This is a genomic window from Streptomyces scabiei 87.22, assembly GCF_000091305.1.
GTDB lineage: Bacteria > Actinomycetota > Actinomycetes > Streptomycetales > Streptomycetaceae > Streptomyces > Streptomyces scabiei.
Window position 1 is genome coordinate 1,215,411 of record NC_013929.1, and the last position, 21,846, is coordinate 1,237,256.

Sequence of the window (21,846 nt, forward strand, 5' to 3'; positions counted from 1 at the left end):
CATGAGGATCATGGCCCAGATCGCGATGGTGATGAACCTCGACAAGTGCATCGGCTGCCACACCTGCTCGGTCACCTGCAAGCAGACCTGGAGCAACCGCACCGGCGTCGAGTACGCCTGGTTCAACAACGTCGAGACCAAGCCCGGCGTCGGCTACCCGCGCCGCTACGAGGACCAGGCGCAGTGGAAGGGCGGCTGGATGCTCGACCGGCGCGGACGGCTGGTCCTGCGCTCCGGCGGACGCGTCAGGCGGCTGCTGTCCCTGTTCTCCAACCCCGACCTGCCCTCCATCGAGGACTACTACGAGCCCGTCACCTACGACTACGACAACCTCGTCAGCGCTCCGGCCGGCCCGGACCTGCCGGTCGCCCGCCCCCGCTCGGTCCTCACCGGCAAGCCCACCGCCGTCACCTGGGGCGCCAACTGGGAGGACGGCCTCGGCGGCGCGCCGGAGCACGCGGGCGCAGACCCGAACCTCACCGGGGCGTGGGCGGAGAAGGTGAGGTTCGAGTTCGAGCAGACCTTCCTCTTCCATCTGCCCCGCCTCTGCGAACACTGCCTCAACCCCGCCTGCGTCTCCGCCTGTCCGTCCGGCGCCCTGTACAAGCGGGTCGAGGACGGCATCGTGCTCGTCGACCAGGACCGCTGCCGGGGCTGGCGGATGTGCGTGACGGCCTGTCCGTACAAGAAGGTGTACGTCAACCACGTCACCGGCAAGGCCGAGAAGTGCACCTTCTGCTTCCCGCGCGTGGAGGCCGGCCAACCCACCGTCTGCTCCGAGACCTGCGTCGGTCGGCTGCGCTACCTCGGTCTGCTCCTCTACGACGCGGACCGGGTCGGCGAGGCCGCCGCCACCCCCGACGAAAAGGATCTGTTGGAAGCCCAGCGAGCCGTGTTCCTCGACCCGCACGACCCCGCGGTCCGCGCGGCGGCACGGGAGTCCGGCATCCCGGACGACTGGCTGGACGCCGCACGCCGCTCCCCCGTGTACGACCTGGTGACGCGCTACAAGGTGGCTCTGCCGCTGCACCCGGAGTACCGCACCCTGCCCATGGTCTGGTACGTCCCCCCGCTCTCCCCGGTCCTCGACGCCGTCGACGCGGCCGGCGGCGACCAGGACGACCCCGACCATGTCTTCGCCGCCGTCACCCGGCTGCGTATCCCGCTGGAGTATCTGGCGGAGCTGTTCACCGCCGGGGACGCGGACGTCGTGGCCGGGGTGCTGATGAAACTCACCGCGCTGCGCTCGTACATGCGTGAACGCGCACTCGGCGGGACGGGCGACGAGTCCGTGCTCGAGGCCGTCGGCCTCACCGCTCGGGAGGCGGAGGACCTGCACCGGCTGCTCGCCGTCGCCAAGTACGCCGACCGGTACGTCGTCCCCGCCGCCCACAAGGAGGACGCCGCCGCGCTGAGCGCGATGGAGAACCGCTGCCCGGTCGAGCCCTCCGCCGACGAGCGATCGGGCCGCCGTGTGCTGCTCGGTCTCCCCACCCTGCGCCGTGACCACACCACCGGAGGCCGCCCGTGAGCCCGCTGCCGACGACGATCCCCGCCATCGTCCGCACCCGCGTCCGGGCCGCTGTTCGCCGCCCGTCCCGTCTCACCCGTGCGGAGACCGGGGCCCGCACGCTGCTGCTACGGCTGTGCTCCCTGCTGCTCCAGTACCCGGACCCCGAACTGTTGGACGCGCGGCCCGAGTTGACGAACGCCGTCGCGGACCTGCCACGCTCTCCCGCCGCTGAGGACCTGGCCGCTTTCACCACCTGGTTCACCGACCAGGATCCGGAAGGGCCGCAACGCCACTACGTAGAGATGTTCGACCTGCGCCGCAAGAGCAGCTTGTACCTGACCTACTACCTGCACGGTGACACCCGCCGCCGGGGCATGGCCCTGCTCACTCTGAACCAGCGGTACCGGGCGGCCGGCTGGGACGCCGGCACCGGTGAACTCCCCGACCACCTGCCCGTGGTGCTGGAGTTCGCCGCTCTCGCCGGACCCCGGACGGGCGAGGCACCGCTACGACAGCACCGTCGAGGGCTGGAGCTGATCCACCACGCGCTGACCGACGCCGGCTCCCCGTACCGACACGTCCTGGCCGCCCTGCTCACCCTCCTGCCACCACCCACCGATGCCGACCGGAAGGCAGTCGCCGACCTCGTCGCGCAGGGACCGCCGCAGGAGGACGTCGGCCTCGATCCGTACGGGGCCTACGGGGCCGGTGAGTTCGCGCCGCCCGGCACCTTCGTTCCGCCCGAGCAGGCACCGCCCACGCTCCTACCGCCCCTCTCCTCCCCGGAAGGCCCTCGATGAACGCCCCGGACACCGCCTCCGCCGCGGCGAGCGGCGCCGACCTCCTCCTGTGGGTGGCCCTCCCGTACATCTGCCTCGCCGTGTGCGCCGTCGGCCACCTCTGGCGCTACCGGCACGATCAGTTCGGCTGGACCACCCACACCAGTCAGCTCCTCGAACACCGCTGGCTGCGCCGGGGCAGCCCGCTGTTCCACCTGGGCGCCTTCATGGTCATCGCGGGCCATGTGGTGGGCCTCGCGGTACCGGCGTCCTGGACGGAGAACGCCGGGATCTCCGAACACGCCTATCACACCACCGCCGTCTGGGCGGGCTCGGCCGCGGGCGTGGCCATGGTCGCCGGACTCGGCATGCTGTGCGCGCGGCGCCTGCTCACCCGCAGGATCCGCCTCACCACCGATCGCAGTGACAAACTCCTCTTCCCCTTGCTGTCCGTCACCGTCCTGCTGGGCATCACCGCGACCACCGCCCACAACGTGTTCGGCGCGGGATACGACTACCGCTCGACCGTCTCCGTGTGGTTCCGGGGCCTGTTCACCCTCCAGCCGCAGCCGGAGGCGATCGCCGGGGCACCGGTGCTCTTCCAACTGCACGCCCTCACCGCGTGCCTCCTCTTCGCCGTCTGGCCGTTCACCCGGCTGGTGCACGTCTGGAGCGCGCCGGTCGGCTATCTCGTCCGGCCGTACCTGGTCTACCGGGGGCGCGCCAGAGCCTCGGCCTCCTCTGCACGCCCCGGCCGCCGCAGGCGCACCCCCGGCGCTCGCCGAGCGGTCCAGGCCGTTGCGGCCGCCGGCGACTCCGGCGGGGCGCTCGCCCGACAGGCAGAACGTCAGGAGCGGGCGTGACCATCGACTCCACCTCCTGCCGGGCGCACCAGCTCGATGGTCACCCCGGGCTGAGCGGCCCGGACGCCCTACGGATTCGGCGCCGCGGCGTCGGCCGACCGCGCGGGGCGGCCGGGTCAGTCGCGACTCGGGTGCGCGGTGGCGGAGTAACCGTCATGCCAGGCGGCTTTCGCGCCCGAGTCACCGATCCGGTAGACCTGCACCCCGGCGCCGACTCCGATGACGAGGGACAGCGCTGCGGCAGTGATCCGCAGCGGCGTGCCCACTGGGCGGCCGGATCCCTCCGCCCCGGGGGTGTGGCGGGAGGCACGGCGGTGGAACCACCACACCGCCGAGGAGACCAGGAAGAGCCCGAGGACCCACGGGAGCAGTTCGTCCCCGAGTTCGGCGTGCCGGCGGACCAGGGGATCGCTGTCCACGTGCCGTTCCAGCCACTCGCCGGCGTGGCTCGTCACCGGCACACTGATCAGGGACACCAGTGCGAGGGCCGGCAGGGCGAGGCCGAACCGGCGCATGACGGCGGGAAAGCCGGCACAAAGGATGAGCGCGAGCGCGGTCAGAGGTACCAGGATCACGACGATGTGCACGAACAGGACGTGCGCGGGGATGCCGTTGATCAGGTCGAGTCCCACAAGGGTCTCCCTTCGGATGGTGGTGGATCGTGGACGGGGACGAGCCGGGCTCCCGAGCCGACCAGGTGGCCGACCGCGAACACGAGTGGAGGCGCCCGTTGTCGGCGGGCGGGAATGACGTCGTGTCGCACCTCACGCCCCTAGGGCGTGTTGCGAAAGTCCCGTCGTTCGCCCGAAGGGCGGGCCTCGCGGCGTCAGGTGCGTGCTCTCGGCGTGCCGGGCGGAAGCCCTCGTACTGGATGTACTTGGGCTTTCGCCCGGTGCGGCGAGAGTGCGTGCATGGCGTCGCGAGGCAGGCGGGACTTTCGCAACACGCCCTAAAGGTTGTCCCGTAACTGGTGGGGCAGTTGGTGCGTTGGCTGGACATGGGTGGGGTGATCTCAGCGGATGATCCGAAGTGGATCGAGCCGTTCTCCGGGCTGACCGAGGTGCAGTTCGCCAAGCTGGTGGCTCTGGTGCGGCGTCGTGGTGGTGATATTCAGCGAGGGCGGCCCTGGCGACTGCCGCTGGCCGACCGCGTATTGCTGGTGGCCACGTACTGGCGGACAAACCTCACGTTGCGGCAGGTAGCGCCGCTGTTCGGGGTCTCGAAGTCTGCGGCTGATCGCATCCTTGATCACCTCATGCCCCTGTTAGCCATCTCGCCCGCCCGTCGGCCGCGCAAGGACACCGTCTACATCGTCGACGGCACCCTGGTGCCCACACGCGACCGTAGCGTCGCCGCATCCAGCAAGAACTACCGATACTCGACGAACCTGCAGGTCGTCATCGACGCCAACAGCCGCCTGGTCGTGGCGATCGGCCTTCCGCTGCCCGGCAGCCGCAACGACTGCCGGGCATTCACGGAGTCCGGTGTCGACAGAGTCTGTCGCGGCGCCCCAACCATCGCCGACGGCGGCTACCAGGGAACCGGGCTCCTCATCCCACACCGCAAACGGTCCGGCCAGACGCACCTCACCCAGCAGCAGGAGGCGGAGAATACCGTCCATCGCCGGGCCCGAGCCCGGGTGGAACATGCGCTTTCCCGGCTGAAGAACTGGAAGATCCTCCGTGACTGCCGACTCAAGGACAACGGCGTTCATCAGGCCATGCTCGGCATCGCCCGCCTGCACAACCTCGCATTGGCCGGTTGAGGGGTCTCAGTAGCGGCGCCGTGCTCAGCTCAGCGTCAAGCGCACCAGGTCAATCTCCTCGTCACGAGCCCGGGCGAAGCACCGGCTCTTTCCCGTGACGGTGAAGCCGCACTTCTCCAGCACACGGATGGAGCCGGCATTGTCAGCGGCGGCGTCGGCATGGAGCGGCCGGACGGGCTCCAGATCGATCAGTACGGCAAGGGCCGTGGTCGCAATGCCCTGTCCCCAATGAGCTCGCCCAATGACATACGTGACCTCACGCTCCTGCGGCGGTCCGAAAACAGCGGCGTGCCCTGCTACAACGCCGTCAGCAAGAACGGTTCGCAAGATCACGGACGAGTCCGAGCGCACCTTCGCCCAGTGCTGGTCGAAGTGGCCACGGTCGTAGTGATACTTCCTGGTCACAGCTGCCATCTGCTGCAACTCGGGATCCGTCAACTGCTGCCAGAAGATCGGCAGGTCGCTGTCCTCAAGCTCGCGCAGGGATATGTCCATAGGCGCTGTCTCAGCCTCCACGAGATCGGTACCCAGATGGCTGGCTCAGCCTAGACCCAGCTCAGAGTTACGGGACAACCTTTAGGCGGCTGAATTCCGTGGTTCACCGTTCCCGGCCGCCGGGCAGCACCGCCGGCGCTTCATGACGGTCCAGCCTTTCCGACCGTCCCTGTGCCGCGATCCCTTGGGCGAACACTGCGGTGGCGTACGCGTCGGTCAGCGTCAGGGCTCTACCGACGCGCCACGCTCTGTCCGCGCACGCCTGGCCGCGGAGCTGCAGGTCACCACCGCCGTTGACACACGTGTGGCGCGCACCCGCGCCGTGGAGAAAGTGGGGCGCGGTCACCGCCTCGGCCGAGGCAGTACGGATGGCGGGCGTCGGCTGGTCGCGTATGTCGAAGGGGAAAACCGTGCCCATGACGTGCTCGACGTGGCGCAGCCCCGGGGTGTCAGGCATGGGCACGGTCCAGAGCGCTCTGGAGGGACTGGACGTACCCCTGGCTGGTGTAACTGGCTCCGGAGACGGCGTCGATGTGGGCGCTTTGCGCTCCGAGCGCTTCCCGGGTGAGGCGGGGCAGGGCGTAGGAGGCGATCTGCCGGTCCCGGCCGTTGTGGTCCGGGGCCTGGAGGACCTTCACCGAGGTGATCCTTCCCCTGGCGAGGGTGGCCGCGACCTGCACTGTTCCGTACGGGGTGTCGACGGGATCCCCGGTGAACGTGCCCGTTGCCGTGGGCGTGCCCGACGACGAACCCGCGGGAGTGTGCGCCACTGCGGGAGCACGGGGAGTCACTCCGGCGAGTGTGGGGTTCTGGTGGGGTTTGAGACTGAGCAGAACGACGACCAGGGTGCTGATCCCCGTGGTGGCGAGGACGGCTCGGCGCATGACGGTTCTCCTCAGAGGACGAAGGACTCGTGGTGGATGCGCCGGGCGGGGACGCCGGCTGCGCGCAGGGCTTCGATCGCTGCCCTGGCCATGCCGGGAGGGCCGCAGAGGTAGACGTCGTGCGCGCGCAGGTCGGGGACCAGGGCGCTCAGGGCCCCGGCGGTGAGGGGGGAGGAGTATCCGGCCGGCTCGTCGACGACGTAGTGCACGGTGGCCCGGCGGCGGGCGGCTATCGCGTCGAGTTCTCCGCGCAGGGCGAGGTCGATGGCACGGCGCGCACGGTAGACGAGGGTCACCTGGCCCGGGAGCGTCTCGAAGAGCGCACGCAGAGGGGTGATGCCGACCCCGCCGGCCAGGAGCAGGACCTTGGGTGCGGTACGGCGGTTCGCGGTGAACGCTCCGTAGGGTCCCTCGGCCCACACCCGGGTTCCGGGCCTCAGGCTGGCCAGGGCTGCGCTGTGCCCGCCGGCGGTCTTCACCGTGATGCGCAGGTGGCCGGGGTGGGCGGGGGCGGAGAGGGAATAGGGGTTCGCTGTCCACCACAGTCCGCGGGTGAGGAAACGCCAGCGCAGGAACTGCCCCGGCTCGCCCCCGAGGTCGTCGAGGTGCCGGCCCGTGAGATGGACGGAGACCACGCCGGGTGCTTCGGGGTGGACCGCGGTCACTCGCAGACGGTGGCGCAGTCCCCGCCGGACGGGGACGGCGAAGCGGTACCAGGCGACCAGCGCCGCGACGCCGAGGAACAGCGTGTACCAGGCGGCCTGCGCGAGGCGGTTGCCGACGAAGTCGGCTCCGTCGGAAAGCTGGTGGCCGAAGGTGAGGAAGACGGCCAGATAGGTCGCGAAGTGCAGGTAGTGCCACGTCTCGTAACTCATCCTGCGCCGGGCGGCCCGGGCGGAGAGGATCCCCGTGGCGACCAGCAGCAGGAAACCGGCCGTGCCCTTGAGCAGGTCGGGGTAGTGGAGGACGAGAGTGGATGTCTGCCCGACGATGCCCGTGTGCGAGGTCAGCGAGTAGCCCCAGATGATCAGCAGGGTGTGGGCCAGGGCGAGGGACACGGTGCAGCGACCGCCCCAGGCGTGCCAGCGGGCGAGGCGGTCGGTGCCGATGGTGTGGTCCAGGAGCGGCACCCTGGCCATCAACGCCAGCAGGACCGCGCAGGCGTACCCGGCCAGGAGACCGGTGATACGCCCCGCTCCGGTGAGCCAGTCCGCGGGGCCGACCACCGAGGTCGTGTCGCTCCACCACAGAGCCAGCACCCCTGCGGCGCCGGCCCCGATCCCCAGCGGAGCCAGGAACAGGACAGGGCTGCGGCGTGGGCGCCGGTGGTGCATCCCGCGGCTCGCGTACGTCGTGGTCGTGGACGTGGTGGTCATCGGGCTCCTCAGGGACACGGCGCACGCTCCGGCGATGGGCGGCCAGCCTCACAGCCCAACCTCTGCGTACCTTCTGAATCGGCCCCGCCGGACCGCTCCCGGCTCCGGTTCAGAGGAAACTCAGAGACACACCCCACCCCGCGGCGGCCCGCGCCGGGGGATGCTGAAGGGACCATGGACGAGCCGCGTGCGACATCTCTTCTGCACCGCCCGGACGGAGACCCCGTCCGGGTCCTCGTCGTCGACGACGAACCCGACGTCACCGATGTCCTGGCCGGAGTCGTCACCGGCGAGGGGTGGCAGGTGCGCACCGCCGGCGACGGAGCGACCGCGCTGGCGACTGCCCGTGTCTTCCGCCCCGACGCCGTGGTACTGGACTGGATGCTGCCCGACCTGGACGGCCTGCAGGTCCTGCGGGCACTCAGACGCGAGATGCCCGAGGTGTGCGTCCTGTTCCTGACCGCCCGCGACGCGGTCGAGGACCGCATCGCGGGGATCACCGCGGGCGGTGACGACTACGTCACCAAGCCCTACAGTCTGGAGGAGGTCCTGGCGCGACTGCGCGGGCTGCTGCGGCGGGCCGGAATGACCGCCGGGCAGGGCACGAACCGGCTCAGGGTCGGAGACCTCACCATGGACGAGGAGGCCCGGGAGGTCCGGCGCGGCGGGGCCGTCGTCGAGCTGTCCCGCACCGAGTTCGAACTCCTGCGCTTCCTCATGCGCAACCCCCGCCGGGTCCTGTCCAAGGAGCAGATCCTCGACCGGGTGTGGTCCTACGACTTCGGCGGCCGCGCCCACATCGTCGAGCTCTACATCAGCTACCTGCGCAAGAAGATCGACGCCGGACGCTCCCCGATGATCCACACCGTGCGCGGCGTCGGCTACGTCCTCAAACCGGAAGCCTCGTGAGGCGCCTGCCGCCCCGCACCCTGCGCGGCCAGCTCACCGCCGGACTCGTCACCCTGCTCGCTCTGGCCTGCCTCGCCGTCGGGATCACCACCGCTCTCGCTCTGCGGGGTTTTCTGATGGGCCGCCTGGACGAGCAGCTCTCCGCGTCCGGTGGCCGGTTCGCGGCCAGCCTGGAGCACGAGGCCGACCCCGACGCGGACAACCGGCCCGACACCCGGGGCCAGGCCGACGCCACGTTCGGCGCGCGACTCCTCGACGGCCACGTCACCCAAGCCGCCGTGGTCGACGACGCCACCGACCGCCCCCTCCGGCTCAAGCCCGGGGAGCAGCGCGCCCTGGCCGGAATCCCCGTGGACGGGAAGGGGCACAGCATCCGCCTCTCCGGTCTGGGCGAATACCGTGTCACGGCTGTCCGGGGCGACGACCAGGACATCCTGATCACCGGCCTGCCCCTGCACCCGGTCGAAGAAACCGTCCACCGCCTCCAAGCGGTCGAGGCGGTGCTGTTCGCTGCCGCCCTGTCGGCCACCGGGATCGCCGGGGCCGTATGGGTGCGTTTCTCCCTCCTCCCTCTGCAGAAGGTCACCGCCCGTGCGGCCGAGGTCGCCGGACTGCCACTTGCCAGCGGGGAGGTCGCCATGCCCGCACCGCTCCCCGACACCGACCCCCGTACCGAGGTCGGCCGGGTCGGCACCGCCCTCAACCACATGCTCGGCCACATCGAGGACGCCCTGACCCGCCGCCACGCGAGCGAGGAGAGGCTCCGCCACTTCGCCGCCGACGCCAGCCACGAGCTGCGCACCCCCGTCGCCAACATCCGCGGCCACGCCGAACTCGCCCTCCGCCACAACGCCCCCCTCCCCACCGAGGTCCGCCACGCCCTGGAACGCATCGACAGTGAGTCCCTGCGCATGACCCGCCTCGTCGACGACCTGCTGCTCCTCGCGCGACTTGATGCGGGGCGGCCCCTCGAACACGAACCGGTCGACCTGACCCTGCTGATCCTCGACGCGACCGAAGACGCCCGCGCCGCCGGCCCCGGCCACCACTGGTTCCTCGACCTCCCCGAAGAACCGGTCGTCGTCACCGGGGACGCCCATCGCCTCCAACAGGCGATCGGCAACCTTCTGGCCAACGCCCGAACCCATACGCCGGCCGGCACCGATGTGACCATCACGCTCACCAGGCAGCAGAGCACCGTCCTCGTGGACGTGAGCGACAACGGCCCCGGTATCCCCGACACACTCCAGGCCGACGTCTTCGGCCGATTCGTCCGCGCCGACCACGCCCGCTCCCGCAGCACCGGAAGCACCGGACTCGGCCTCGCCATCGTCCACGCCGTCATCACCGCCCACGGCGGAACCGCCACCGTCACCAGCAGCCCCGGACACACCACCTTCCGTCTCACACTCCCTGGCCAGGTGTACTGACCCGCAGGGTCGTCCACACGCCTGACGGGCGGCCGGCCGCCGAGTGCGGTGTGGCAGCGGTGCTGGCCGCGGGAGCTTCGTCCGTCTGACCCGGCCCGCCTGCTCGGTGGCGCCCCTCGCAGCCCGCCACCTGCGATTTCACCACCACCGCAACCAATCCGACCGCTCAGCGGGAACGGATTACGCCCGGACATGTCCCGACCGTGGAGGCCCTCGGTGAAAGAAGCAGTACATATCGGTAGAAATCCATCGACGGAACCTGACCTCCAGGATCTGGTGGCCCAGGTGGCACTGGGTGACGAGGACGCGTTCACCCATGTCTACGACACCGTCGCCGGGCCGGTACTGGGTGTGGTGCGGGCCGTCCTGCGCGATCACGCACAGTCGGAGGAAGTGGCGCAGGAGGTGCTGGTGGAGGTGTGGCGGACCGCTCCCCGCTACCGCCCCGACCGGGGGACGGCCGTCAACTGGATCCTCACCCTGGCGCACCGCAGGGCGGTGGACCGGGTGCGCTCGGTGGAGGCCGCGGTGGTCCGGGACCACAAGGCCGCCCTCCTGGAGCGGACGCCCGAGTTCGACGATGTGACCGAGCAGGTGGAGGCGCGGCTGGAGCGGGAGCAGGTGCGGCGCTGCCTGCGCACGCTGACCGAGATCCAGCGCCAGGCGGTCACCCTGGCGTACTACCGCGGACTGACCTACCGCCAGGCGGCCGAGGCCCTGTCGCTTCCCCTCGGGACCGTGAAGACCCGACTGCGCGACGGACTCATCCGACTGCGCGACTGCCTGGGGGTGACCGCATGACCACCGCCGAACTGCACCGCCTGACCGGCGCCTACGCCCTGCACGCACTGTCCGACGAGGAACACGAGGCGTTCGAGCGTCATCTCGCGGACTGCCAACCGTGCGCGCAGGAGACCGCCGAGCTGTGCGCGACAGCGGCCCGACTGGGCCTCGCCGTCTCCACCACCTCGCCTCCAGTGATGCGCGAGCGGGTGCTGCGCAGGATCGCCACCGTCCGGCAGGAGGCTCCCGGCGGATCGACGCCGAGCCGCTCGGGCGGGGCCCGGCCACGCACCCGGCTGCTGTCCCGGTGGGCACTCGCCGCCTGCCTGGCAGCGGCCGCGGCGCTCGGTGGGACCACCGTCTGGCAGTACCAGCGGGCCGAGGAAGCGGTCGACCAGGCGCGCCGCGCCGAGCGCGGAGCGGACGAGATCGCGGCAGTACTGGCCGCGCCGGACGCCCGGAGCCGCAGCAGCGAACTGACGGCCGGGGCCAGCGGCACCGTGGTCGTCTCCCGCAACCTGGACAGGGCCGTGTTCGTGGCCTCCGGGCTGGCGCGTCCGTCCGCAGACAAGGTCTACCAGCTGTGGTTCGACGACGACGGCACGATGCGGTCCGCCGGTCTCATGGACCCCCGGCGCAGGGACCAGACCGTGCTGATGCGCGGGGCACTCGACGGAGCGTCGGGCATGGGCGTGACCCTCGAACCCGCCGGGGGCTCGAAGCAGCCGACCTCCGCCCCGCTCGCGGTCATGCCCTTCCCGGGCTGAAGGGACCCCCGCACATCGGGATGGCACCGTAAGCAGTAGGGGGAAACGCGCCACCGTTACGTATCGCGGTTCGGCCGTCCTGTCCGGACGGGCCCCGGCGCAGACTGGCCGACCGGTGGGGCCGGGGCCTGATCCGGTCACACCGGCCCGACTGCGCAGACCGGGGATCCCAGCCGTCGCGGTCGGGGTGTGGATCGCCGTCGGGTACCTGATGGCGACCGCGCCCGCGCCACACCTGCAGGGGCGGTCGAGGAGGTCAGTCCGGGCCCGCGACCGTCACGACGACGGTCGGCGCGGGCGCTGCGCGGGCAGCAGCGCCGCGAGCCGTCTTCGTCGCCGACCGGGTCGGCATCGGCGCGTGCCGCCGCACGAGCAAGGCGAACACCTACTCGCCCCCTCCGCCGCGCGGACCATCGGCAGGGTGTCGTCCGGCAACGCCGAACTCGCCAGGAACGCGATCCGAAGTCCATGTCATCCGTAGCCGAGGCGTGAACGGATTGGCCGGAAAGGGAAATTCATCCGATCGTGGGGCAGACCAATCCGCGCGGCTGCCGGAACCGGATTCCCCGCGTGACGGAGAACGAGAAGGAACCACTCGACCGGCGCGGCCTGACGCGGCCGCTGCTGGGTGCGCTCAGCGGCGCACTCGCGGGCTTCACGGCGCTCGCCGTCGCGGAACTCGTGTCGGTGGCGGTGCGCCCGCAGGCGGGTCCGGTCGTCGCGGTGGGCAGTGCGGCGATCGACCGGACGCCCGCGGCGGTCAAGGACTGGGCGATCCGCCGTTTCGGCACGGACGACAAGCTGGTTCTCCAACTGGGAATCCTCGCGGTGCTGGCCCTTTTCGCCCTGGGACTGGGAATCGCCGCGCTGCGGTTCCGGCGCACCGGGGCGGCAGGCGTACTGCTTCTCGGGGCGGTCGGCGCGGTCGCGGCGACCGGAAGGCCCGACTCGGCCGGAGTGGCCGACGCGCTGCCGTCGGCCGTAGGCGCCGCCGCCGGAGCCGTCCTCCTTCACGCGCTGACGGGTCGCCTCGCTCCACGAGAACACGGGACGCCCGACGGCGCGGTACGGCCGGAAGCGGACTGGGACCGTCGTGGTTTCGTGGTCGCGGCGACAGCCGCTGCCGCCGCCTCGGCCGGGGCCGGTCTGTTCGGCCGGACGCTCAACGCCTCCCGAGGGCAGGACGCGGTCGCCTACCGCGACCGGCTCGCCCTGCCCCGCCCCGCCTCCCCGGCTGCTGCCGTTCCCCGGGGTGCCGGGCTCCGGATTCCCGGTGTCAGTCCCTTCACCACACCCAACGGCGGCTTCTACCGCGTCGACACCGCCCTGGTGGTGCCGAAGGTGGACGCGGCCGGCTGGCGGCTCCGCGTCCACGGCAGGGGCGTCACCCGGCCCCGCACGCTGTCCTTCGGCGACCTGCTGCGGCGTGAGCTGATCGAGCGGGACATCACGCTCACCTGTGTCTCCAACGAGATCGGCGGGCCCTACGTGGGCAACGCCCGCTGGATCGGCGTACGCCTGGCGGAGGTGTTGGCCGAGTGCGGAGTGCGGCCACCGTCGAAGGGCGGGCCGGCCGATCAGCTGGTCGCCCGCTCGGTGGACGGCATGACGATCGGCAGTCCCGTCGAGGATCTGATGGACGGCCGCGACGCCCTTCTCGCTCTCGGCATGAACGGCCAACCGCTGCCCTTCGAACACGGATTCCCGGTCCGCATGGTGGTGCCCGGCCTGTACGGCTTCGTCTCCGCCTGTAAGTGGATCAAGGACATCGAGCTCACCACCTTCGACTCCTACGACCCCTACTGGGTCAAGCGCGGCTGGGCCCGCGACGCGCCGATCAAGACCCAGTCGCGGATCGACACACCCAAACCGTTCGCCCGTCCCAAGGCCGGCACGGTCATGGTCGCCGGGGTCGCCTGGGCCCAGCACCGCGGTATCGACAAGGTCGAGGTCCGTATCGACGACGGCCCCTGGCAGCAGGCCCGGCTCGCCGCCGAGGACACCCGCGACACCTGGCGCCAGTGGTCCTTCCCCTGGCAGGCCGCCAGGGGCGGCCACACCCTCACCGTGCGCGCCACCGACCGTACCGGCCGGGTGCAGACCGAGAAACGCACCCGGACCGTCCCGGACGGGGCGAGCGGATGGCACTCCGTGGTCGTCACCGTCGACTGACCGCTTCCCTGACTCCTTTCCCCTTTCACCTTTCCCTCAGCAGGCAGCACGCGCTGCCGTGACCCACAGGAGAAACATCGTGAACACCCGAATCCGCCGCATCGCCGTGACCGTCGCCGCAGCGGCCGTCCTCCCGCTGGCCCTGAGTGCCTGCTCCGACAGCGGCGGCGACTCGACCAAGTCGGACTCCTCGTCCAAGGCGTCGGCCTCCGCATCGGACGACGGCATGACCGGATCCGGCAGCACCACCGCCATGGACAAGCCGTTCGGTTCCGCCTGCTCCGCGGTGCCCACCAGCGGTGCCGGTTCCTTCGACGGCATGGCCAAGGACCCGGTCGCCACGGCCGCCTCCAACAACCCCGCCCTGTCCACCCTGGTGGCGGCGGTGAAGAAGGCCGGACTGGTCGACACCCTGAACAACGCCCAGGACATCACCGTGTTCGCGCCGACCAACGACGCCTTCGCCAAGATCCCGAAGGCCACCCTGGACAAGGTCCTGAACGACAAGGCACAGCTGACGAAGATCCTCACCTACCACGTCGTCGGCCAGAAGCTCACGCCGAAGGACCTGGAGAACGGCTCCTTCGAGACTCTGGAGAAGTCGAAGCTCACCACCTCCGGCTCCGGCGAGTCCTACACCGTCAACGACTCCGCCAAGGTCGTCTGCGGAAACGTGAAGACCGCCAACGCCCACGTGTACATCATCGACACCGTTCTCATGCCCAAGAGCTGACACACAGCCATCTGCCGGGCACCGCGGACCGTGGTGCCCGGCAGGCCCGTCTCCGTCACACGGACTGGACCAAGGAACATGCCGGCACTTCTCCGCCTGCGCGTCCTCGCCGTCTGCGGCACCCGACTGTGGTGCGCCGGGGCAGGACCGCTGACCCCCGACCTCAGCTCGGCCGTACACGACGAACTCACCGAACTGTGCGCCGGCATGTCCGTGACCGGCCTCGACCTACGGCAACTCCTGCTGCCGGCGGACGACTTCCTGCCGAGCGTGCCGTGGCCGGACGGCCCGGCCACCATCCATCTGCTGGCCCCGGAGGCACTGCGCTCCCGCACGACAGACGACCGACGGGTCCACTGGCACAGCGACCTGCGGACGGCCTGGGAGGCGTGGTGCGGTTACCCCGTCTGACTGATCACCGGCCACACGTTCACCGCTTCGCCCGCGCGCGGGCGGAGCGCAGCAGAGAACGTGAGCCTGGCGGTGGAACGCGTCACCGACCTTGAGAAGGTCGGCCGGTCAGAGCACGGGGAAGTCCCCTGCGCCGTAGCACTCCTCGGGCAGCGGGTCGGGGACGCCGTCGGGGTCGAGGAGGTGGGCGACGACGGACGAGGCGGTACGGTGCCAGACGCGGTACCGGCGCAGCATCGCGTGGTCGCCGTCGCCGACGACGGCCATCCCGGCCCGCGCCGCCGTCCCCCGCGCCCTGCGGACGCACTCCGCTGTCTCGGCGGCCGAGGTGACGCTGTCACGGTCCCCGTGCAGCGCGACGACGTGCCGGCCCGCCGTCTGCGCGACCGGCTCGCCCGCCGGCCACCACGGCGCCAGGGCGAGCACCCCGGACACCCTCGGATGGCCGGCGGCACGCAGGGCGGCCCGGCCGCCCATGGAGTGGCCGAGCAGCACCGTGGGGACGGGACCGGCCAGTTCGGCGAGCTCGTCCAGGGCGCGCCGGGTGTCCCGCAGGGCATCGGCACGCTCGCCGTTCCAGCCGCGCAGGCGGTAGCGGACCCGGGCGACCAGAACGTCGTCGTGGGGCAGCGCGGCTGTCACCGCACGCACGAGGGGATCCATCCGCAGCGCGGCCAACTGCCGGGAGCTGGTGGGGCGCTCGCTCGTCGCCTGTCCGCCGTGCAGCACCAGGACGGCCGCCCGGGGCCGGGAGGGGCGCCGTCGGGGCAGCAGCGCACCGAAGTCCCCTTCCTTCACTGTGGCCTCCCCTCCGCGGTCCGGCGCCGCTTCGGCGGGAGCGGGAAGAAGCCGCTGGTCCGGGCCACGTAGTCGGCGTATCCGGGCCGGTCGGCCATGTGCCGTTCCAGCAGCCGCTTCCCGCTGCCCCGGATCAGCAGCAGACTCATCACCACCGGGGACGCCACGGACACGGCTGCGGCCCCCGGGGAGCCGCAGGCGATCAGGAACAGCCCCCACCACACGCAGAAGTCGCCGAAGTAGTTGGGGTGCCGCGTCCAGGCCCACAGACCACGGTCCATGATCCGCCCGCGGCCCTCCGCGCCCGCCTTGAACCGGGCCAGCTGGGCGTCCCCGACCGCCTCGAAGCAGAGGCCGACGGCCCACAGCCCCGCACCGGCCCAGGCCAGGGCCGAGGGCCGGCCGGGAACGTACTGCGCGGCCTGGACGGGCAGCGACACCAGCCAGACCAGGGCGCCCTGGAGCAGGTAGACCATGCGCAGGGCGTACACGTTCCGGTTGCCGGTGGCCTTCGCGAGCATCGCCTCGTAGCGAGGGTCCTCGCCGTGGCCCCGTCCGCGCCGGGCGATGTGCACGGCCAGCCTCAGCCCCCAGGCCGCCGTCAGCGCGGTCGCCAGCAGCCGTCGTACGGGATCGCCCTCGTCCTGTGCGGCGGAGGCGGCGAAGCTCACGACCGCCACCACCGTGAAGCCGAGCCCCCAGGCGATGTCCACGATGCGGTGCAGGCCCACGCGGACCGCGAGCGCGAAGGTGACGAGCATGACCGTGAGGGCCGCGGCGGCGGACCAGGCGAGGTTGACCCCGAACACGCCCCACGGGAATCCGCTCACGGCTTCTCCAGCCCCTCGTACCAGGCATGCGTGGTCGTGGGCATGCCGCTCGCGCCGCCGGGTCCCGGCCGCACGCTCAGGATCTGGTCGACGCCCATCCGGCCCTCCTCGAACGCCAGGGCGGCGCCGACCAGGTACAACCGCCACACCCGGGCGGTCTCCTCGCCGACCTGCGCCAGGAACCGCTGCCAGTGTTCCTCAAGGGTGCGGTGCCATGCCTCGATGCTGCGGACGTAGTGCTCCCGCAGCGACTCGGAGTGCCTGACCTCCAGTCCCGCCTCCTCCAGGAGGGCGACGGTCTCCCCCAGGGGCCGCATGTGCATGTCCGGGGCGATGTACGCCTCGATGAACGCCCCGCCGCCGGGGGCGCTGCGGCCCCGTGACATCTGCTGAACCAGCACCCGGCCGCCCGGCCGGACCAGCCGGTGCAGGGCGGCGGCGAAGGCCGGGTACTCCGCGTCGCCGACGTGCTCACCCATCTCGACCGTGGCGACGGCGTCGTACCCGCCGCCCTGGATGTCCCGGTAGTCCTGGCAGACCACGTCCACCCGCTCGCCCAGGCCCCGTTCGCGGACCTGCTCACGGACGTACGCCGCCTGCTCGCGGGCCAGGGTGACGGCGGTGACCTGGACGCCGTGCCGTTCGGCCGCGTACAGGGTGAACGAGCCCCAGCCGCAGCCGATGTCCAGCAGTCGGGACCCGGGGGCCAGGGACAGCTTGCGGCGGATCAGCTCCAGCTTGGCCCGCTGGGCGTCGGCGGGCCCGAAGCCGTCGTCGTCACTCGCCCAGTAGCCGCACGAGTAGGCCATGGTCTCGTCGAGGAGCAGCCGGTAGAAGTCGTTGGACAGGTCGTAGTGGTGGCTGATGGCGGCCCGGTCGCGGGCCTTGCTGTGCAGGCCGCCACGCAGTCGCGCCTGGGAGTCCGGCGCAGGAGGACGCGGGCCGACCGCGCCGAGACGTACGACGGTGGCGAGCGCGCGGGCCCGGTCGGCGGCGGTGAGCCGAGGCGGACGCAGACCGCGCTCCCGCTGTGCGGACCACATCGTCCGCAGCCCGTGCGCGAGGTCCCCGTCGACGTCGAGTTCGCCGGTGATGTACGCCTGGGCCAGGCCGAGTTCGCCGGGCTGCCACAGCAGGCGGCGCAGCGCGCGCCGGGACCGCAGGACGACCACGGGTGCGTCGGCGGGGCCGCTCTCGCTGCCGTCCCAGGCACGCAGCCGCAGGGGCAGCGGGCCGCCGAGGACGTCCAGGGCGAGGGCGCTGAGCAGGTGGGCGGCGCCGGTGGCCTTCGCGGGAACAGTGCTGGTCATCGCGCGGGATTCTCCTTGGTGAACAGGTACTGCTGCACGTCGAGATAGCCGGAGCGGAAGCCGGCCTCGGAGTAGGCCAGGTAGAACGTCCACAGCCTGCGGAAGGTCTCGTCGAAGCCGAGCGCGTCGACCTCGTCGGCGCGCCGGGTGAACCTCTCCCGCCACAGCCGCAGCGTCTCGGCATAGTGGGGGCCGAACGCGTCACGGCGGGCGAGGTGCAGCCCGGTGTGATCGTGGACGGTCTCCTCGATCGCCGTCGTGGAGGGGATGAACCCGCCGGGGAAGACGTACTTGTGGATCCAGGTGAAGGTGGAGCGGGTGGCCAGCATCCGTTCGTGCGGCATGGTGATCGCCTGGAGCGCCGCCCTGCCGCCCGGTGCCAACCGCTCGTCGAGGGTGCGGAAATACACCGGCCAGAAGTCCGCGCCGACCGCCTCGATCATCTCCACGCTGACGACGGCGTCGTACTGCCCGCGTGCCTCGCGGTAGTCGCACAACTCGATGGAGACACGGTCCTGGAGACCCGCCGCGCGCACTCGCTCCAGGGCCAGGGCCTGCTGTTCCCGGGACAGGGTGAGCGAGGTGACGCGGGCGCCGCGGACGGCGGCACGCAGGGCGAGTTCGCCCCAGCCGGTGCCGATCTCCAGCAGGCGGGTTCCCGCGCCCACGTCTGCCAGGTCGAGGAGGCGGTCGATCTTGCGGTGCTGGGCCGCGGCTAGCAGGTCCCAGGTGGCCGGGAAGCCCCGGAAGAGGGCTGAGGAGTAGGTGAGGGTGTCGTCGAGGAAGAGCGCGAACAGGTCGTTGGACAGGTCGTAGTGACGGCTGATGTTGGCGCGGGAGCCGTCGGGTGTGTTGCGCTCGTCGTGCGGGTGCCGCGGTGCCCACACGCCACGCAGTCGCTGCAAGGGGGCCGGGATCAGTTCGGCCGTGTGGGCGGCGAGCACGGTGAGCGCCGCGACCAGATCGGGGGCGTCCCACTCGCCGGCCATGTAGGACTCGCCGAATCCGACCAGGCCGTCCGCCCCGACGCGCGCGTGGAAGGCGCCCGGATCCCGCACCTCCAGCAGCGGACCCCCCAGGCCCGCCATGTCGGAACCGGCGAACCTGACCCGCAGCGGCAGTCCCTCCAGCGCCCGCCGCACCAGCAGCGCGGTCACCGCGGTACGGAGGCGTGATGCCGGGGGCACGGTGACGATGTCGGGCCAGCGAGCGGGATCGGCCGGGTGGAGGGTGCCGAGCGCGGCGGGGGCGCCCACCGGGGACGGCGGCGCTGGAACGGCATGTCCCTCGGAGGTCGTACGGGACGCTGCTGCAGTCATGTCGCTTTCTCCGGGGTGCGGTGATCGGAGCGGGGCTGGACGGGCAGTCCCCGCAGGTACAGGCGGATGCCGTGGAAGCGGATCGCGGCCGACACGGCGAGGGTCGAGAAGGGGTGACGCAGCACCAGCCGCAGCAGGGCCCGGGCGGTCACCGGGCGGCGGGCACCGCGGACGGTCGCGGTGAAGGCCCGGCCGCCCTCTCGGTCCAGGTGCACGGTGAGGGCGAGCCGGTCGTCCGGCGGGGGCAGCCGCATGCGGTAGCCGCCGTCGACGGGGAAGAACGGGGAGACGTAGAACGCCTTGTCCGAACGGGCCGTGCCGGTGGCGTCGGGGCGCAGGAGATAGCAGTGACGTCCGCCGTACGTGTTGTGCACCTCGGCCACCACGCAGCGCAGACCGCCGTCGGTGCCGTGGCACCAGTACAGGGTGAGCGGGTTGAACACGTACCCGAACACCCGCGCGTGGGTCAGCATCACCACCCGGCCACCGCCCAGGTGGACGCCCTGTGCGGCGAGGTAGGCGTCCAGGCCGGCCCGGATCGAGGACCGGTCCCCGCTGAAGTGGTCACGCGGGTCGAACCGGGCCAACGGCCGCAGGGGGAGCGGCAGTCGGGGCGGGTGGTCGGGGTCGATGACCCACATGTAGGTGCGGTGGCGCAGGGCGTACCGGGGAGCGGTCCGCACGTGCGCGACCGTGCAGGAGTACAGCGCAGGCAGGACGTTCACCAGCGCGCCCCCAACGCGGCCGCGGCCTCCACGCCCGACCGGCAGCCGTCCTCGTGGAAGCCCCAACCATGGTAGGCACCGGCGAACGCGCAGACGGGGGTTCTCAGCTCGGGCAGACGCCGTTGTGCGGCCACCGATTCGGGGGTGTAGACGGGGTGTTCGTAGACCATGCGGGCCAGCACCCGGTCCGGGTCGACACGGTCCTCGCCGCCCAGGGTGACCACGAATCTCTCGGTGGCGTCCAGGCGTTGCAGCCGGTTCATGTCGTAGCTGACCCGCACCCGGTCGGCCCCGGCCTCGCACCCGGGCATCAGGTAGTTCCAGGCGGCGCGGGCGCCGGGGGACCGCGGCAGCAGCCGGGTGTCGGTGTGCAGGAGGGTGGTGTTGCGGGAGTAGCGGAACGCGCTCAGCACCTCCCGTTCCCGCTCGGTCGGGTCGGCGAGCAGGCGCAGCGCCTGGTCCGGGTGGACCGCGATCACCACCGCGTCGTACGACTGCGTCGCGCCGTCGTCGGTCGTGACGTCCGCGCCGTCGGCATGACGGTGCACGGCCCGCACCGGGCTGCCGGTGCGGATCTCGCCGAGGCGTTTGGCGATCCGTTCGACATAGGTGCGGGAACCGCCGGTGACCGTGCGCCACACGGGCGAGCCGCTCACCGACAGCAACCCGTGGTGTTCCAGGAAACGGAACAGATAGGCGGCCGGGTAGCGTTGGGCCGTACCGGCGTCACAGGACCACACGGCCGACACCACGGGCGTCACGAAGTGGGTGCGGAAGTAGGCGGAGAAACCCTCCCGGTCCAGGAACTCGGCCAGTGTGAGGGTCCCCTCTCGGCCCTGCGCCAGCAGCCGCCGGGCCGCCCGGTGGAAGGCGGGCACCTCGGCCAGCAGCCGCAGATAGCGACCGCGCACGAGGTTGCCGCGCCGGGCGAACAGTCCGGACGGGCCGCGGGCCCCGGCGTATTCCAGCCCGCACCCCTCGCACCGCACCGACATGGTCATCTCCGACTCCTGCGTGGTCACGCCGAGTTCGTCGAAGAGCCGCAGCAGATGCGGGTAGGTGCGCCGGTTGTGCACGATGAAGCCGGAGTCCACACGGTGCACCCGTCCGTCGTGCGGCGACGTCAGTTCGTGGGTGTGAGCGTGCCCACCGAGCCGGTCGTCGGCCTCGTACAGGACGACGTGCCGGTTCCGGCCCAGCAGGTACGCGGCGGTCAGCCCCGCGACTCCCGACCCGATCACGGCCGTCCGCCGCTCGTGCCGTGACCGGCGTTGCGGGCCGCGCGCCTCCTCCGGCTCGGTTTCCATCGCCTCTCCTCCCGCCTCCGCGATCTGCGGTCTCCGCGTAATCCGGAGCAGGTCGGGCGGTGGATTGGCCGTTCTCGCAGATCGGCGCCGCGGTATCTCATCGAATCCAAGGAGCCACTCGACCTCGCGAGGCGGCTCGGTCGACGGGCGCCCGCACTTCCTCGCCGGCCTGTGGTTGACGGCCGTGAGCATCTGCAAGCTGCTCACCCTAGGCAGGAAGCCTCGGCTGGGGGCAGGCGCATGTGGCGCCATGATGGCGCGACCATCGCGATCGCCGGAGGGCTGCTTCTGCTGCGCCCCGGGACCGGGCAGGCCCTCACACCGGACAATGGGCGGAAGCGGTCTGTCGCACGGGTCCACCGCGCGGCAGGCGTCATACGGCTATCGGCGTTGTGCGGCCGACCGGACGGGAGTTGGCGGCGCCGTAGCCGCGACAGCCGCCGGTGCGTTGGACGATCTCGAAGAAGACGCGGCCCACGGTGACCGTGCAGCAGTGCCGTCGTAGTAGTTGTCGGGGATCTCCAGAAGGGCGACGCCGACGGCGTCGACACGGCGGCCGGCGGCCACTGCGTCGTCGCTGGTGAGGGCGAGGTGCTGGGCGCGGGTCCCGGCTTCCGCCGCCGGGCCGGGTGCCAGGTTGAGAACCCGGTCGCAGCGCGCCCGAGTCGTGGGAGAGA

General features: G+C 71.5%; 22 protein-coding genes. 11 read left to right on the forward strand and 11 right to left on the reverse strand.

All coding sequences use genetic code 11. The features are described from left to right. Window position 1 precedes the first annotated feature (1 nt). The 3 genes from narH to narI are packed head-to-tail and all read left to right on the forward strand — an operon-like array spanning window position 2 to window position 3,155. A complete protein-coding gene (gene narH / locus SCAB_RS05095) occupies window positions 2-1,531 on the forward strand; it encodes a nitrate reductase subunit beta (protein ID WP_012998976.1) in 1,530 nt (509 codons plus the stop codon). After that, a complete protein-coding gene (gene narJ, locus SCAB_RS05100; RefSeq protein WP_012998977.1) occupies window positions 1,528-2,313 on the forward strand; it encodes a nitrate reductase molybdenum cofactor assembly chaperone in 786 nt (261 codons plus the stop codon). The genes narH and narJ overlap by 4 nt, the downstream gene beginning before the upstream one ends. Continuing rightward, the gene (narI, locus tag SCAB_RS05105) at window positions 2,310-3,155 is read left to right on the forward strand and encodes a respiratory nitrate reductase subunit gamma (protein WP_012998978.1); all 846 of its coding nucleotides are present in this window, start codon (window positions 2,310-2,312) and stop codon (window positions 3,153-3,155) included. Before narJ ends, narI begins: the two co-directional genes overlap by 4 nt. A gap of 116 nt (window positions 3,156-3,271) precedes the next feature. On the opposite strand, the gene SCAB_RS05110 is transcribed toward narI, so the two are convergent. Then, the gene (locus SCAB_RS05110) at window positions 3,272-3,787 is read right to left on the reverse strand and encodes a DUF2231 domain-containing protein (RefSeq protein WP_012998979.1); all 516 of its coding nucleotides are present in this window, start codon (window positions 3,785-3,787) and stop codon (window positions 3,272-3,274) included. A gap of 365 nt (window positions 3,788-4,152) precedes the next feature. Here SCAB_RS05110 and SCAB_RS05115 point away from each other — a divergent pair, with 365 nt between their 5' ends. Then, the gene (locus SCAB_RS05115; protein WP_078580295.1) at window positions 4,153-4,920 is read left to right on the forward strand and encodes a transposase; all 768 of its coding nucleotides are present in this window, start codon (window positions 4,153-4,155) and stop codon (window positions 4,918-4,920) included. 24 nt (window positions 4,921-4,944) lie between these two features. Here the strand turns inward: SCAB_RS05115 and SCAB_RS05120 are convergent, their stop codons facing one another. From SCAB_RS05120 to SCAB_RS05135, 4 genes are all read right to left on the reverse strand, one after another. Beyond that, a complete protein-coding gene (locus SCAB_RS05120; RefSeq protein WP_012998981.1) occupies window positions 4,945-5,415 on the reverse strand; it encodes a GNAT family N-acetyltransferase in 471 nt (156 codons plus the stop codon). A gap of 103 nt (window positions 5,416-5,518) precedes the next feature. After that, entirely contained in the window at window positions 5,519-5,872 is a 354-nt protein-coding gene (locus tag SCAB_RS05125; protein ID WP_041668904.1) for a hypothetical protein, read from the reverse strand. Continuing rightward, window positions 5,865-6,299 carry an FMN-binding protein gene (locus tag SCAB_RS05130; RefSeq protein ID WP_012998983.1) on the reverse strand — a complete coding sequence of 145 codons (435 nt, stop codon included), beginning with the start codon at window positions 6,297-6,299 and terminating at the stop codon, window positions 5,865-5,867. The genes SCAB_RS05125 and SCAB_RS05130 overlap by 8 nt, the downstream gene beginning before the upstream one ends. A gap of 11 nt (window positions 6,300-6,310) precedes the next feature. Then, a complete protein-coding gene (locus SCAB_RS05135; protein WP_012998984.1) occupies window positions 6,311-7,675 on the reverse strand; it encodes a ferredoxin reductase family protein in 1,365 nt (454 codons plus the stop codon). Between the two features lie 174 nt (window positions 7,676-7,849). Here SCAB_RS05135 and SCAB_RS05140 point away from each other — a divergent pair, with 174 nt between their 5' ends. The 7 genes from SCAB_RS05140 (at window position 7,850) to SCAB_RS05170 (ending at window position 14,880) form a co-directional block, all read left to right on the forward strand. Beyond that, window positions 7,850-8,584, forward strand: coding sequence for a response regulator transcription factor (locus tag SCAB_RS05140; RefSeq protein ID WP_012998985.1), 735 nt, complete (start codon window positions 7,850-7,852; stop codon window positions 8,582-8,584). Further along, complete coding sequence (locus SCAB_RS05145; RefSeq protein WP_012998986.1) at window positions 8,581-10,014, forward strand: sensor histidine kinase; 1,434 nt, start codon at window positions 8,581-8,583, stop codon at window positions 10,012-10,014. Before SCAB_RS05140 ends, SCAB_RS05145 begins: the two co-directional genes overlap by 4 nt. 216 nt (window positions 10,015-10,230) lie before the next feature. Next, window positions 10,231-10,815, forward strand: coding sequence for a sigma-70 family RNA polymerase sigma factor (locus SCAB_RS05150; protein ID WP_041668906.1), 585 nt, complete (start codon window positions 10,231-10,233; stop codon window positions 10,813-10,815). After that, window positions 10,812-11,564, forward strand: a complete 753-nt coding sequence (locus SCAB_RS05155; RefSeq protein ID WP_012998988.1) for an anti-sigma factor — start codon at window positions 10,812-10,814, stop codon at window positions 11,562-11,564. The genes SCAB_RS05150 and SCAB_RS05155 overlap by 4 nt, the downstream gene beginning before the upstream one ends. A 570-nt stretch (window positions 11,565-12,134) precedes the next feature. Beyond that, window positions 12,135-13,736, forward strand: a complete 1,602-nt coding sequence (locus tag SCAB_RS05160) for a molybdopterin-dependent oxidoreductase (protein ID WP_037726903.1) — start codon at window positions 12,135-12,137, stop codon at window positions 13,734-13,736. Window positions 13,737-13,815: 79 nt separating this feature from the next. Then, window positions 13,816-14,469 (forward strand): fasciclin domain-containing protein, encoded by a 654-nt coding sequence (locus SCAB_RS05165; protein ID WP_012998990.1) that lies wholly within the window; start codon window positions 13,816-13,818, stop codon window positions 14,467-14,469. Between the two features lie 78 nt (window positions 14,470-14,547). Then, the gene (locus tag SCAB_RS05170; protein ID WP_012998991.1) at window positions 14,548-14,880 is read left to right on the forward strand and encodes a hypothetical protein; all 333 of its coding nucleotides are present in this window, start codon (window positions 14,548-14,550) and stop codon (window positions 14,878-14,880) included. A 108-nt stretch (window positions 14,881-14,988) separates the two neighbouring features. On the opposite strand, the gene SCAB_RS05175 is transcribed toward SCAB_RS05170, so the two are convergent. From SCAB_RS05175 to SCAB_RS05200, 6 genes are read right to left on the reverse strand one after another with little or no spacing between them, the layout of a single operon-like run. Continuing rightward, window positions 14,989-15,678, reverse strand: a complete 690-nt coding sequence (locus SCAB_RS05175; protein ID WP_012998992.1) for an alpha/beta fold hydrolase — start codon at window positions 15,676-15,678, stop codon at window positions 14,989-14,991. Beyond that, window positions 15,675-16,508 carry a DUF1295 domain-containing protein gene (locus tag SCAB_RS05180; RefSeq protein WP_037726905.1) on the reverse strand — a complete coding sequence of 278 codons (834 nt, stop codon included), beginning with the start codon at window positions 16,506-16,508 and terminating at the stop codon, window positions 15,675-15,677. The genes SCAB_RS05175 and SCAB_RS05180 overlap by 4 nt, the downstream gene beginning before the upstream one ends. Continuing rightward, entirely contained in the window at window positions 16,505-17,818 is a 1,314-nt protein-coding gene (locus tag SCAB_RS05185; RefSeq protein ID WP_012998994.1) for an SAM-dependent methyltransferase, read from the reverse strand. The genes SCAB_RS05180 and SCAB_RS05185 overlap by 4 nt, the downstream gene beginning before the upstream one ends. Further along, a complete protein-coding gene (locus SCAB_RS05190) occupies window positions 17,815-19,137 on the reverse strand; it encodes a class I SAM-dependent methyltransferase (RefSeq protein WP_078580057.1) in 1,323 nt (440 codons plus the stop codon). The genes SCAB_RS05185 and SCAB_RS05190 overlap by 4 nt, the downstream gene beginning before the upstream one ends. Continuing rightward, entirely contained in the window at window positions 19,134-19,862 is a 729-nt protein-coding gene (locus SCAB_RS05195; RefSeq protein ID WP_012998996.1) for a DUF1365 domain-containing protein, read from the reverse strand. Before SCAB_RS05195 ends, SCAB_RS05190 begins: the two co-directional genes overlap by 4 nt. Continuing rightward, window positions 19,859-21,169, reverse strand: a complete 1,311-nt coding sequence (locus SCAB_RS05200; RefSeq protein WP_012998997.1) for an NAD(P)/FAD-dependent oxidoreductase — start codon at window positions 21,167-21,169, stop codon at window positions 19,859-19,861. The genes SCAB_RS05195 and SCAB_RS05200 overlap by 4 nt, the downstream gene beginning before the upstream one ends. Window positions 21,170-21,846: the final 677 nt, after the last annotated feature.

What these genes read in the sequence shown, in the direction of transcription:
- narH (WP_012998976.1), top strand. Translation starts at nt 2, where the DNA reads ATGAGGATCATGGCCCAGATCGCGATGGTGATGAACCTCGACAAGTGC.
- narI (WP_012998978.1), top strand. Translation starts at nt 2,310, where the DNA reads ATGAACGCCCCGGACACCGCCTCCGCCGCGGCGAGCGGCGCCGACCTC.
- SCAB_RS05115 (WP_078580295.1), top strand. Translation starts at nt 4,153, where the DNA reads ATGGGTGGGGTGATCTCAGCGGATGATCCGAAGTGGATCGAGCCGTTC.
- SCAB_RS05120 (WP_012998981.1), bottom strand. Translation starts at nt 5,415, where the DNA reads ATGGACATATCCCTGCGCGAGCTTGAGGACAGCGACCTGCCGATCTTC.
- SCAB_RS05125 (WP_041668904.1), bottom strand. Translation starts at nt 5,872, where the DNA reads ATGCCTGACACCCCGGGGCTGCGCCACGTCGAGCACGTCATGGGCACG.
- SCAB_RS05130 (WP_012998983.1), bottom strand. Translation starts at nt 6,299, where the DNA reads ATGCGCCGAGCCGTCCTCGCCACCACGGGGATCAGCACCCTGGTCGTC.
- SCAB_RS05135 (WP_012998984.1), bottom strand. Translation starts at nt 7,675, where the DNA reads ATGACCACCACGTCCACGACCACGACGTACGCGAGCCGCGGGATGCAC.
- SCAB_RS05140 (WP_012998985.1), top strand. Translation starts at nt 7,850, where the DNA reads ATGGACGAGCCGCGTGCGACATCTCTTCTGCACCGCCCGGACGGAGAC.
- SCAB_RS05155 (WP_012998988.1), top strand. Translation starts at nt 10,812, where the DNA reads ATGACCACCGCCGAACTGCACCGCCTGACCGGCGCCTACGCCCTGCAC.
- SCAB_RS05170 (WP_012998991.1), top strand. Translation starts at nt 14,548, where the DNA reads ATGCCGGCACTTCTCCGCCTGCGCGTCCTCGCCGTCTGCGGCACCCGA.
- SCAB_RS05185 (WP_012998994.1), bottom strand. Translation starts at nt 17,818, where the DNA reads ATGACCAGCACTGTTCCCGCGAAGGCCACCGGCGCCGCCCACCTGCTC.
- SCAB_RS05190 (WP_078580057.1), bottom strand. Translation starts at nt 19,137, where the DNA reads ATGACTGCAGCAGCGTCCCGTACGACCTCCGAGGGACATGCCGTTCCA.
- SCAB_RS05200 (WP_012998997.1), bottom strand. Translation starts at nt 21,169, where the DNA reads ATGGAAACCGAGCCGGAGGAGGCGCGCGGCCCGCAACGCCGGTCACGG.